This window comes from Caldicellulosiruptor sp. DIB 104C (assembly GCF_028198085.1).
Taxonomy (GTDB): Bacteria; Bacillota; Thermoanaerobacteria; order Caldicellulosiruptorales; family Caldicellulosiruptoraceae; genus Caldicellulosiruptor; species Caldicellulosiruptor saccharolyticus.
Genome location: NZ_CP116337.1, coordinates 1309769 through 1321785 on the forward strand (window position 1 = coordinate 1309769; position 12017 = coordinate 1321785).

General features: G+C 30.8%; 11 protein-coding genes and 3 pseudogenes. 3 read left to right on the forward strand and 11 right to left on the reverse strand.

Features of this window, described 5'->3' with window-relative positions; genetic code table 11:
• Nucleotides 1–5 precede the first annotated feature (5 nt).
• On the reverse strand, nt 6–1121 hold the full coding sequence (locus PGC14_RS06605; RefSeq protein ID WP_271629824.1) for a hypothetical protein: 1116 nt from the start codon (nt 1119–1121) through the stop codon (nt 6–8).
• Between the two features lie 264 nt (nt 1122–1385).
• Between PGC14_RS06605 and PGC14_RS06610 the strand changes: the two are divergent.
• Nucleotides 1386–1643 (forward strand): annotated as a pseudogene (locus PGC14_RS06610) (glutamate--tRNA ligase family protein); the annotation flags it as partial.
• A 105-nt stretch (nt 1644–1748) separates the two neighbouring features.
• On the opposite strand, the gene PGC14_RS06615 reads toward PGC14_RS06610, so the two are convergent.
• Both PGC14_RS06615 and PGC14_RS06620 read right to left on the reverse strand, forming a co-directional pair.
• Complete coding sequence (locus PGC14_RS06615; protein ID WP_011917687.1) at nt 1749–2696, reverse strand: hypothetical protein; 948 nt, start codon at nt 2694–2696, stop codon at nt 1749–1751.
• 19 nt (nt 2697–2715) lie between these two features.
• Nucleotides 2716–3564 carry a DUF6345 domain-containing protein gene (locus tag PGC14_RS06620; RefSeq protein ID WP_271629825.1) on the reverse strand — a complete coding sequence of 283 codons (849 nt, stop codon included), beginning with the start codon at nt 3562–3564 and terminating at the stop codon, nt 2716–2718.
• A 585-nt stretch (nt 3565–4149) separates the two neighbouring features.
• On the opposite strand from PGC14_RS06620, the pseudogene PGC14_RS06625 reads away from it, so the two are divergent.
• Nucleotides 4150–4599: pseudogene (locus PGC14_RS06625) on the forward strand (glutamate--tRNA ligase); the annotation flags it as partial.
• 40 nt (nt 4600–4639) lie between these two features.
• On the opposite strand, the gene PGC14_RS06630 reads toward PGC14_RS06625, so the two are convergent.
• The 6 genes from PGC14_RS06630 to PGC14_RS06655 all read right to left on the reverse strand — a co-directional run bounded on the left by PGC14_RS06630 (nt 4640) and on the right by PGC14_RS06655 (nt 9125).
• Nucleotides 4640–4903, reverse strand: a complete 264-nt coding sequence (locus PGC14_RS06630) for a hypothetical protein (protein WP_041722588.1) — start codon at nt 4901–4903, stop codon at nt 4640–4642.
• A complete protein-coding gene (locus PGC14_RS06635; RefSeq protein ID WP_011917691.1) occupies nt 4860–5681 on the reverse strand; it encodes an ABC transporter permease in 822 nt (273 codons plus the stop codon). Before PGC14_RS06635 ends, PGC14_RS06630 begins: the two co-directional genes overlap by 44 nt.
• Nucleotides 5681–6631 carry an ABC transporter ATP-binding protein gene (locus tag PGC14_RS06640; RefSeq protein ID WP_011917692.1) on the reverse strand — a complete coding sequence of 317 codons (951 nt, stop codon included), beginning with the start codon at nt 6629–6631 and terminating at the stop codon, nt 5681–5683. Before PGC14_RS06640 ends, PGC14_RS06635 begins: the two co-directional genes overlap by 1 nt.
• A 757-nt stretch (nt 6632–7388) precedes the next feature.
• Nucleotides 7389–7649, reverse strand: coding sequence for a hypothetical protein (locus PGC14_RS06645; protein WP_011917693.1), 261 nt, complete (start codon nt 7647–7649; stop codon nt 7389–7391).
• A 20-nt stretch (nt 7650–7669) separates the two neighbouring features.
• Nucleotides 7670–8518, reverse strand: coding sequence for a radical SAM/SPASM domain-containing protein (locus PGC14_RS06650; protein WP_333782795.1), 849 nt, complete (start codon nt 8516–8518; stop codon nt 7670–7672).
• A 448-nt stretch (nt 8519–8966) separates the two neighbouring features.
• Nucleotides 8967–9125 carry a hypothetical protein gene (locus PGC14_RS06655; RefSeq protein ID WP_187147299.1) on the reverse strand — a complete coding sequence of 53 codons (159 nt, stop codon included), beginning with the start codon at nt 9123–9125 and terminating at the stop codon, nt 8967–8969.
• Between the two features lie 377 nt (nt 9126–9502).
• On the opposite strand from PGC14_RS06655, the pseudogene PGC14_RS06660 reads away from it, so the two are divergent.
• Nucleotides 9503–9760: pseudogene (locus PGC14_RS06660) on the forward strand (glutamate--tRNA ligase family protein); the annotation flags it as partial.
• Between the two features lie 105 nt (nt 9761–9865).
• Here the strand turns inward: PGC14_RS06660 and PGC14_RS06665 are convergent.
• Both PGC14_RS06665 and PGC14_RS06670 read right to left on the reverse strand, forming a co-directional pair.
• Nucleotides 9866–10804, reverse strand: coding sequence for a hypothetical protein (locus PGC14_RS06665; protein ID WP_011917695.1), 939 nt, complete (start codon nt 10802–10804; stop codon nt 9866–9868).
• Between the two features lie 28 nt (nt 10805–10832).
• Nucleotides 10833–11681: a DUF6345 domain-containing protein gene (locus PGC14_RS06670; RefSeq protein WP_271629827.1), complete on the reverse strand. Its 849-nt coding sequence runs from the start codon at nt 11679–11681 to the stop codon at nt 10833–10835.
• Nucleotides 11682–12017: the final 336 nt, after the last annotated feature.

Genomic DNA, 12017 nt, shown 5'->3' on the forward strand with positions numbered 1-12017 from the left:
AATCATCACTCTCTTATAAGTTTTACATAACCTGAAGTTTTGGTTGTAACAGGTGCACTGTAAAGGTTATTGATTTTTACAATACCACCTGTTGCTTCAATGTTCAAAATGCCCTTTTCATTTTCGCTATTTAAAATATTAATTGATCCATTCAATCCTGTTGCATTAATATCAAAATCCTCAAACCTTGCTTTTGCCCTGATATTCAATCCTGTTGAATCAATCTCAATTTTATCAAATATCAACTGTGAATTTATATCTGCTCCAGAAGAATTAACCTTCAAATGCTTCCCCTTAAAATCAGCTCTCAGCTCAAGCCCTGCACAGTCTATAGAGATATCATTTGTTGCTTCAATCTGCCCTTGAATAAAGCTGCCAGTTGAATTTACTGTTAGATTTTTGAACTTCCCATCACCTCTTGTTTTTAGCCCTCTACAGGAAATTTTTACATTTCTCAAAGATTTTGTACCAAGTCTTATTTCATATGTTGTATCAAATTCTGTATTTCTGTCAAAGACTTTCAAAGTTTTTCCTGAAACTTTTGTTTTGAGCACTGAAGGAAAATAGATGGTATCTTCATCATCAATGAGTTCTAAATCTATTCCGCCTGAACAGGTAATTACAATTTCATCAAAATTCTTAATTGACATATCCTGGTCTGGAGAATAAGTAATTGAATGATAAACCTCAATAAAGTCGCTGCTGGTAATCACATCAGAAATTATTTGTGAAATACTTTTTGATAACCCAGAAAACTTATAATCTTGCTTATCAGAAGAATAGTAGTGAAGTTGAGATATAATTAAACCAACAATAACCAATGTGACTAAGGCTACAGCAATAACCATTCCAAAAGAGGTTTTCTTTATTGGAAAAATACTAAATAAAAACAAAATGCAGCTCAATACAAACAAAACTTTTAATGCAGTCCATGGAAAAATCCATGCAAATAAAATTGACAACAGTGATAAAACAAGTCTCATTGTTTGGCTTGTGTGAAATTTTTTAATCTGAAATATGTTAGAGCCATCTTTGGATACAAGATAGAAAAGTCCAAGTGCAATGAAAAAGATGACCACCAGCAAACTAACAAGTCCTAAAATATTTTGATTGTAATGCATAATCTGCCTCCTGTTTGATTTTTATAGTGTTATATAATTATATAACACTATGATTTGATTTTGTCAAGAAGATGTATTTTCTTTTTTTGTATATAACTGGATGGAATTGCCTATTTTGCCCATTATTTATCTCACATTTTGTTACTTTTCTTTGCAAAATTACTCCTCCTTCAGCTGCATTTTTGTGTTATAATACAATCTGTTATAAACCAAACAACTTATAATGCTAATCAAAACGCAACTTAGCATGAAAGGAGTAAAAAGATGGTAAGAGTCAGATTTGCACCAAGTCCAACAGGTCAGCTTCACATAGGCGGTGCAAGGACAGCACTTTTTAACTATCTATTTGCCAAAAAACACAATGGAAAGTTCATTTTGCGTATAGAAGACACTGACCTTGAGAGGTCAAGAGAAGAGTGGGCAGAAGGTATTATGAGAAGCTTGAGATGGCTTGGAATTGAATGGGATGAAGGAAAAGCTTATTATTGTTTTTGTAGCCAAGAGGAAATAGAAAAAGCAAGAGGGTTGGTTGGTAACTTTACCTCAACCCTCTTATTTTTTACTGTATATTAATTATCAATAATTATTATCTTGAGACATCCCTACATAAACAACCAGTCCGAACTTTTACTCTATAGCCGGAACAATCGCATCAAATTTTTCCACCTTTCCATCTTCTGTCACTGCCTCACCAACAAATACCCAAACAGGTTGCAAATATGGCTGCTCTTCAATTGTACCTGCATCTTCCCAGTAAGCAAGAACAACTTCTTTGATTGTTGCAGACTTTGCTTTCGGATTAATACTATTTGACGCTTCCTCCTTCTTTACCTTCTCAAAGGCTTTCTCTACAGGCACTAATTTTACCTTTTTATACTCTTCTATCTCTTTGTACCATTTGGTAACTTCTACTATTTTGCCATTGTCACCTACAGTAACTATTATTTTCGAAACACCATATACATCTTTCCCATCTACTACTGGGAAAAAATTTACATCTTTACGAAGTACTTTATAATCATTAGTAAGCGCACTTCCAGAGGATTCATATGCAACTCCGCAATATATAAATCTTTTATCATAAATACCATTTTTCTTTAAAAAATCAAGTGCAATCTTTTTGGCTTCTTCATCTGAAGGCAGATTCTGTGGTTTATAATCATAGTTATGCATATATTCCTTCATATCCGTGTAAACCCAACGCCCTGTATTAATCTGATACCTCAGTAGACGATAATCTCTATCGTCCACTCCCTCTTTTATAAAGTATTCATTAGCCGCTTGATAATATTGTACCTCACCATTTAGTCCAAATATCTTAGCTAAAGATTTTATTTCTGCTTCTGGATCTTTAGGTTTTTTAAATCTGTATACCATAGCTTCAGTAGGTAAATTGTCAAATTTTGCTGTTACTTTATAGTCTATTTCAGGTATTTCATTCCCCGGCTTGGGAATATTAAGTGGTGGTATCCTGTTTGGTCTTATATACAAAAAATAACCTGCTATAAAAGCAATTATTAAAATTACAAAAAAAACTTTTAACATATTTCCAATTTTAATACCATTTATTTTCATTTAATCATCCCCCTTTAATTCACTTAACAACAGTAACTTTAGATGGATATATTACTTTTTCTGCTATTATACCATATCCTTGCTTGTAATTTTTATACCATTCTTTTTCAGGTCGACAGCCATAAAAACTATAAAGCGAATCATTCGCTGCTAATTTATATCCCATTATACGAACAATACTGCTTTGACCATCTTGCCTTTGTGGCTGATAAATTTTTGCAGCTTCCACAAATGCTTTTACAAAGCTATATTTGTATCCCGTTAAAAACTTTACAAAATCAACTGCTTCACGACTGTCTAAATACATGGTAGATGCAAAACCCATAACAAGTGTTGCGCCCTCAAATGTTTTATAAATATTCTCTAATTTTTCTTGATCCCCGTTGTTGGTAAGCCAGTTACATGTATACATTATAATCCATTTTAGATTACTGCGCCCAAATCGAACTTCGTTTGTTCTTGCATTCACCTCATCATTATATTCCATCGAACTGTTATGCCAAGTTTCACCTGTACTTCTTGCAAAAAAGTGAGCAGCATTCTCTTTAGAAAGACACAGTCCATGTCCAGAATAAACTAACAAATCAGCCTGTGACGTAAGTGAAGTATCCTTCAAATAGGATTCATTCGCTTCACTATTGAGTTTTATAAGATAAGCAGTTACCCATGCATTTCTCCATAAACTATCAGCTAAATTATAAACATAATGAGCACCTGCTCTATCGCCATATATGCATGAGCCATTTGGACTACTGTAAGTGCTAACGCCAAGGTAAATACCTTTTAAATCTGCCGAAAAAGCTACACAAAAGTTAAATATCAGTATTATAATTAAAGCAAGAGAAATATAAAATTTATTTTTAATCAATTCTACTTAGCCCCCTTGCTTTTGTTAAATTTTTTTTTACAGTAAAAACTCAATATGTGTGTTATTATAAGAACTTTCCAAAAGTTTTCATTTGTCTATATTCCATTAAAGCAATTTAAGAAGAACAAGGTAACAGTTATTACTAATAGTTATTAATATCAGAATTGTAAAAATAAACCTTGTCAGAATAATAAATTTTTAATGTTTATTAATCAACTTTGAGTCCTTTTTGACGGGAAATAGGTTTGAAGTATTTAAAAGGTGTCATATATACAAACAATCATCAACTCCTTTCATTGGATAAAGTAACTGTAAATAGTTATATCAAAAAAAAAACATAATGCAATGGGCAAATTAGATAAATTTTTTATGTTATAATTGGAAATTTTCATAAATTAAAATTAATTTTTTATTTACAAATCCCAAACAGTTTTTTGCAAATGTAATATATTTTTGCTCTATCATGAATTATAAGGTAGATAAAAAGATAAGATACTCTTTCATTAACATTTTTATGTTATAATACAATCTGTCACAAAACTAACACTGAACCAAAATAAAGCTTTAAATGAAAGGAGTAAAAAGATGGTAAGAGTTAGATTTGCACCAAGTCCAACAGGTCAGCTTCACATAGGCGGTGCAAGGACAGCACTTTTTAACTATCTATTTGCCAAAAAACACAATGGAAAGTTCATTTTGCGCATAGAAGACACCGACCTTGAGAGGTCAAGAGAAGAGTGGGCAGAAGGTATTATGAGAAGCTTGAGATGGCTTGGAATTGAATGGGATGAAGGACCTGATGTTGGCGGTGACTTTGGACCGTACTTTCAATCTCAGAGAAAGGAAATTTATCTTGAGTACATTCAAAAGCTTTTAGAAGAAGGAAAGGCTTATTACTGTTTTTGTACACAGGAAGAGATAGAAAGAGAAAGGGAAATTGCAAGGCAGCAAAAGATACCGTACAAGTACAGCAAAAAGTGCAGGAACATTAGTTTAGAAGAAGCAAAAAAGAGAATCGAAAACGGTGAAAAGGCATAAGCATATAATATTAAGAGGGGAAAAGGAGACACTAAAGTTATTTTGTAAAAATAAACCAACCAGGGGAAATTATTAACCATCCTAAGTTTTCTCTTTGTTCTACTTCAAGGGGTAAATCTTCATAGCTATTAATGAGTTCTAATATTTCGTTCTCTTCTTTTTGAAGTCTCTCTGAAACATTATTTAACTCTATCATTTTACCAACTCTTCCTTTTTTTGATTTTTCCGTTACTATTCTTCTTTTCCCCTCTTTTGGATTATTTATTTGTTTTGAAGATTTTACTAAAAGAATATCTCCCAAAAATAAGGGACAAACTTACCCAAAACAAACTAATTGCAAAAGCGTAAATTAAAGCACTTGTAACTTCACGAAAAATTGGTTGACCTTGATGATGTGTAAAAGGGAAAATATAATCAGGAATAGAAAGTAATCTAGCAACGATGTGTGTTTGATAACTATCTTTCGCAAATGGTGTTAAATAACCTTTCCCAAGTTGTCGAGGTACTAATATATTTATTACTGTTACTGATATCCACCCAATCACAGTTGAAAGTCCTGCTATTGATGTCTTCGAAAATAAACTAGATATAAATATCTCAAAGTTAATTATACAAGATATGGATGCTAAAGAAATTAAAACTACCAATAATATATACGAATAATGTAACCTTGAATCTTTAAAAATTATCACACTAATAAACGTAACAAGTATCCATACTATACCCATCGATATTAAAATGGAAATATTATAAAAAATTGATTTACCAAGTATTATTTCCCAATTTTTAAAAGTATGAATTTTGTAGAAATTCCATGTTTTGTTTTCTTTTTCCCCACTTATACTTGGGCTTAATATCGGAATTAATGCTAAAGGAAGAAATTGAACATATGTATTGTAAGTGGCATATATAAAACTTTCTAATGAACTTTTACCGCTGTTAAATGCAATTATTAAAGCTATTTGAAGAATCCCTAGAGCAAATAAAGCAAGGATTAGATAAATAAACTTTCTGCTTCTGGCAAATGTGATGTTTTCTTTTTTGACTATCAAAAAAAGTCTATTTAGCTTTTTGCTCATTAATTGGACTTACCTCCCTTTTCCCATATTAATAAACTGTTGTAAAGGGTAGCAACATCAATTTTTCCTAATGAAAAGGTTACAGGTTTGTTTACAATTTTATTTAATTCATTTAACAACTTAAATATATCACATTGATAATCCTTGTCTTTTGTTTTTATAATTCCAAAGCTTTTTACTTCATAATCTATATTGTTAGCCGTTAAAAATTCAATTCCAATTTTCAAGTCCTCTTGAGTTGAAAAGCTAATAAATACTTCGTTTTCATTATGTGAACGTAACTCATCTTTTGAGAAGAGTTTTAATTGAGAATTATATAATATTCCAACTTTTGTATATAGATCCTCTATTTCGTTTAATAAATGGGTAACATATACAATCGTCTTGCCTCTTAAATTGAGCGTCTTTATTAACATTTTAATATCCTCAGAAGATTTAGGATCTAACGCGTTAGTAGGTTCGTCTAGTATAACTACTTCGCAGTCATTTATCAAAGTTTGGGCAATTTCAACTCTTCTTCTTAGCCCACTGCTAAGGTTTTTTATCAATTTGTTTTTATGGGCATTCAAATCGAAAGTGTTTATAAGTTGCTCTGATTTTTTCTTTGCTTCAAGTGTTGAGTAACCTAAAGCTTGGGCACAGAACATAAACAGTTCATATACAGTGAAATCTCCAGGGACAGAAAAATTGTCCGGCAAAATGCCAACGAGATTAAGAAGGTTTTCCTTTAATAGTTTTAATTCAGTTCCCTTTATTTTTATACTCCCTTCTTGATATGGCAAAAAACCACATAAAATTTTTATCAATGTTGATTTTCCCGTTCCATTTGGTCCGATGAGACAGAAGAAATCTCCTTTTTCAATAGAAAAACATACTTTACTAATAATTTTTTGGGACTTATAGGCAAATGATAGATCGTTCACTTCAATCATAAATTTAGCATTTATCATGTTAATTTTTCTTCTCCTCCATTTTACAAATTTTTTCTTATAAAGAGAAATAACTGAAAAATAATCATTCCAATAGCAACTAATTTAAAAGTTACAGATAATAACCAGTAAACTAACGTAAATATATCTTTGTTATTCCATCTATGATTTTTGAATTTAATAAGCATCTTTACACTTTTTTAAAATAGTTATCTAAATTTGGAATGCCTAACACATCACACAAAATATGATAGCCGTCTAGTTTCCAAAAAGGTATCAAATTAATCAAAGCGCTTACATAGGATATAGTTGAAAAACTTATTAACAATATCTTAATTTGAAGAGGTTGAACAAAAAGGGTTGCTAAAGATGTTATAGAACCAAGTGAAAAATTAGCAACAATAGCTGAAAAAGAAGCCCAAACTCTCTCTTTTTTTACAAACAATAATGTCTGTTGTGTTTATAAAAAAGATTGGAACAAAGAAATTAAGTTTCATACCTGCACTCAGAATTTCTCGCCCATAATGTTTTACACTTAACGCATGAGCAAATTCGTGTATAATAATATTTAGTATAATCCATATTAGAGTCCACATATTTCTGAAATTATTATTTAAATTAACAATCCTGAAATACCTGCTATATATTACTAATTCAATCAAATTTAATATACCTGTAACAAAAAGAAAAATTTTGGTTCTTGTAAGGATTGCTACTAAAGGGTAAATCTTACTAAAGAAAACATCAGCATTCTTGAATTCTAGCAAGATTATACTATTTAGAAATTTTTTCTTTTTATCGTTTTTTCCAAACTTTCTATTAACATTTTTATTCTTTTTGTTGTTTTTGATTCGAGAATATTTAACTCTTCTTTGTTCAGAGAAATTCTATTCTGATCTTTCAAAAACACTTTCAGATGAACATAATCCTCGCTTGTTATATAAAAATATCTTTTATCCTGAGTTTTTAACAGGTAATATTCGCCATTATAATATATTTCTAATTCAATTTTTTTATTTTCATTTTGGATATCTGTCATAGTATATTCACATCTTTCATCTATAGCTCTGAAGATAATTTGTTTTTTGATAAATGTTCTTTTAAAAGTTTTACATATTTGTTATTATCTAGTATGTAGTTACAAATATCGCAAATATCAACATACTTATCTCTCAACTCCGTAATGTTAAATTCATTTTTAAGCACATTATAAAACCATATTGGCCCTTTTGTTAACAAAATATTACAAAACAAATTCCTTTGGCAGTTTTTTAATATATCTTTTAAAAAAGAATTATAAATTGAACCCAATAATAATGGTGATGTCATTCCAGCTTGTGAACAACAAGGATAAACACTTCCATCCGGTAATATTACAATCGTATCCATATTTCTACACTTTTTTGCTGGTAATTGTGAAGAATACAAAAAGCTATCACTCTTTATTTTCTCTTTTGCTCGACCCACTGGCAAACAAGGAACTTCTACAATCGGGAAACCTAATAAATCGTCCCCTAACAATTCTGAAATTGCAGATAATCTTTTGCTTGTTTTAGTCACCACACTTCCTAGAAAAACAGGCAGATCAATTTGACGTGCTACTTTTAGTATTCTCTTTATATTATCTACAGGGACAAACTTTAAATGAAACTCGTCAATGCTTACACTTAGATGACTTAATCCAGCTTTTTTTAATTCCATCATTATTTCAACTGTAGCTTTTGGAGAAACTGCCCAAAAACCGTTAGTAGTACATGTGGTTTTAAAACCACTTTTAGTCGCTAAACTTATTGCAAAAAGAAGTTCATCTAAATATAAAAATGGTTCACCGCCTGAAATTCCAAACGTTGAAATCGAATTAACGCTTTTTGCCTCATCAATAATTTTAACTATAAGTTCCTTTGACATTTTTTCATTCTTATGTAACGAACAAAAAAACAACATATATCACATTCAGCTGTACATTGTTTCGTTAACATTATACCCACACTTTTGAATGGAATTTTCATTATAACCCTCCAATAGGATTTTTGTTAAGAAAGAAAGAAAGAAATAACATTCTTTAGTTAAAACATGTATCAGAGACATTATTATTAATTGGTTTGTTTAATTATTTTCCGACATATTTATTCTCTTTTATAACTCCATACTCTCTCTCCTCTCTTGTTTCTGCCATTTCCTGGTAAGAAAATGAAATTTCACTATTATATTGCAAATATTCTTATATTTATCTAATTAATGAATTTTATTTTCTTCTTCCTTATATACTCATTCTTTTTTATTTTTAGATAAATAATTTTGTATTTGAGTATCCCTTACTACTTTCTCACTAGATATTACCCCAACTTTCTTTGCTTTATTTGACTATCTCATAAATTACTATACTAATATTTTGTACAACATTCTTAGTTTTTCTATTGGAACTATTTAACCATCTTGTCTGCCACTCCTTGCCAACCATACTGTACCACAGTCTTTTATCTCTCTGACTAAGATAGTAGTATCTTTTCTTCATTATACCCATCCATTAGCACAATATCTTTTTATATCTTTCTTTCATGTTTCTATGATACATAAACTAAATTTTCTTATTTGTCCATTTTCTGAACTTAATTGTATGTTAGCATTTTATCCAAACATTTTACATTATGTCAACATCCATTTTTTTTGCTTTTTTCTCATTTTTTAAATCTAACTCCTACACGCTTTAATTTACTCTTTATTTCTTTAAATTTCTGTGCAGTTTATGAAATTGAAAGTAAAAATATTTATTTTCTTTCTCAAAAAATAAGCTCTCTAAGCAGCATTTTTGTGTTATAATACAATCTGTTATAAATTAAACAACTTATAATGCCAAACCAAAACGCAACTTAGCATGAAAGGAGTAAAAAGATGGTAAGAGTTAGATTTGCACCAAGTCCAACAGGTCAGCTTCACATAGGCGGTGCAAGGACAGCACTTTTTAATTATCTATTTGCCAAAAAACACAATGGAAAATTTATTTTGCGTATAGAAGACACCGATTTAGAAAGGTCAAGGGAAGAATGGGCAGAAGGTATTATGAGAAGCTTGAGATGGCTTGGAATTGAATGGGATGAAGGAAAAGCTTATTATTGTTTTTGTAGCCAAGAGGAAATAGAAAAAGCAAGAGGGTTGGTTGGTAACTTTACCTCAACCCTCTTATTTTTTACTGTATATTAATTATCAATAATTATTATCTTGAGACATCCCTACATAAACAACCAGTCCGAACTTTTACTCTATAGCCGGAACAATCGCATCAAATTTTTCCACCTTTCCATCTTCTGTCACTGCCTCACCAACAAATACCCAAACAGGTTGCAAATATGGCTGCTCTTCAATTGTACCTGCATCTTCCCAGTAAGCAAGAACAACTTCTTTGATTGTTGCAGACTTTGCCATAGGATTGATACTATTCGATGATTTTCTATTTTTAACTTTTTCAAAAGCTTTCTCTGCAGACACTATTTTTACTTTTTTGTACTCTTCTATCTCCTTGTACCATTTATAAACTTCCACTATCTTTCCATTGTCACCTACAAGTACTACTATCCTTGAAACACCATATACGGGCTTTCCCGCTACTGCAGGATAAAAATGTACTCTCTTGTGATGAACTTTATAATCATTTGTAAGTGGACTGCCAGAAGAATCATCTGTAACTCCGCAATATATAAATCTTTTATCATAAATACCGTTCTTCTTCAGAAAATCAAGTGCAATCTTTTTGGCTTCTTCATCTGAAGGTAGATTCCTGGGATCATTATTACCAAGTTCCCTATTATCTGTATAGATCCATCTACCCGTATCAACTTGATACGTTAGTATACGAGAAGGTTTTCCATTTATCTCCTCTCTCATAATATACTCTCTCCATACAGGCCAATACTCCTTCTCACCTTTGAGCCCAAATATCTTAGCTACAGATTCAATCTCTTTCTCTACATTCTCAGGTTTTTTAAATCTGTAGACCATAGCTTCAACAGGTAAATTGTCGAATCTTGCTGCTATTTTATAGTTTATCTCAGGTATTTCATTCCCTGGCATAGGAATTTTAAGTGGCGGTATTCTGTTTGGTCTTATGTAAAAAAAATAAATTTCTATCAAAGCAATCGTAATTATAAAAATAAAAATTTTCATTATTTTGTGTATATTGGTACTTTTTAGCTTCATTTAACTCACTCCTTTTATCTATCTTCATTTATCTGATTATAATAACCCCTTTTGCAGTCACTTTAGCTTCTCCAATGATACCATATCCCTGTTTATAATTTTTATACCATTCCTTTTCAGGACGACATCCATAAAAATTATATAGTGAATCATATTCAGCCAATTTATATCCCATTATACGAACAAGGCTGTATTGTCCATCTTTTCTTTGTGGTTGATATATACTCGCAGCTTTTATAAACGCCTCTTTAAAACTTAATCTTTCTCCTGTTAAAAACTTTACAAAATCAACCGCTTCACGACTGTCTAAATACATGGTAGATGCAAAACCCATAACAAGTGTTGCGCCCTCAAATGTTTTATAAATATTCTCTAATTTTTCTTGATCCCCGTTGTTGGTAAGCCAGTTACATGTATACATTATAATCCATTTTAGATTACTGCGCCCAAATCGAACTTCGTTTGTTCTTGCATTCACCTCATCATTATATTCCATCGAACTGTTATGCCAAGTTTCACCTGTACTTCTTGCAAAAAAGTGAGCAGTATTCTCTTTAGAAAGACACAGTCCATGTCCAGAATAAACTAACAAATCAGCCTGTGACGTAAGTGAAGTATCCTTCAAATAGGATTCATTCGCTTCACTGTTGAGTTTTATAAGATAAGCAGTTACCCATGCATTTCTCCATAAACTATCAGCTAAATTATAAACATAATGAGCACCTGCTCTATCGCCATATATGCATGAGCCATTTGGACTACTGTAAGTGCTAACGCCAAGGTAAATACCTTTTAAATTTGCCGAAAAAGCTACACAAAAGTTAAATATCAGTATTATAATTAAAGCAAGAGAAATATAAAATTTATTTTTAATCAATTCTACTTAGCCCCCTTGCTTTTGTTAAATTTTTTTTTACAGTAAAAACTCAATATGTGTGTTATTATAAGAACTTTCCAAAAGTTTTCATTTGTCTATATTCCATTAAAGCAATTTAAGAAGAACAAGGTAACAGTTATTACTAATAGTTATTAATATCAGAATTGTAAAAATAAACCTTGTCAGAATAATAAATTTTTAATGTTTATTAATCAACTTTGAGTCCTTTTTGACAGGAAATAGGTTTGAAGTATTTAAAAGGTGTCATATATACAAACAATCATCAACTCCTTTCATTGGATAAAGTAACTGTAAATAGTTATATCAAAAAAAAAA

Excerpts from the sequence above, each read along its gene's own strand:
- PGC14_RS06615 (WP_011917687.1), bottom strand. The coding sequence starts at position 2,696 with ATGAAAATAAATGGTATTAAAATTGGAAATATGTTAAAAGTTTTTTTT.
- PGC14_RS06650 (WP_333782795.1), bottom strand. The coding sequence starts at position 8,518 with ATGTCAAAGGAACTTATAGTTAAAATTATTGATGAGGCAAAAAGCGTT.
- PGC14_RS06665 (WP_011917695.1), bottom strand. The coding sequence starts at position 10,804 with ATGAAGCTAAAAAGTACCAATATACACAAAATAATGAAAATTTTTATT.
- PGC14_RS06605 (WP_271629824.1), bottom strand. The coding sequence starts at position 1,121 with ATGCATTACAATCAAAATATTTTAGGACTTGTTAGTTTGCTGGTGGTC.
- PGC14_RS06640 (WP_011917692.1), bottom strand. The coding sequence starts at position 6,631 with ATGATAAATGCTAAATTTATGATTGAAGTGAACGATCTATCATTTGCC.
- PGC14_RS06655 (WP_187147299.1), bottom strand. The coding sequence starts at position 9,125 with ATGAAGAAAAGATACTACTATCTTAGTCAGAGAGATAAAAGACTGTGG.
- PGC14_RS06635 (WP_011917691.1), bottom strand. The coding sequence starts at position 5,681 with ATGAGCAAAAAGCTAAATAGACTTTTTTTGATAGTCAAAAAAGAAAAC.
- PGC14_RS06645 (WP_011917693.1), bottom strand. The coding sequence starts at position 7,649 with ATGACAGATATCCAAAATGAAAATAAAAAAATTGAATTAGAAATATAT.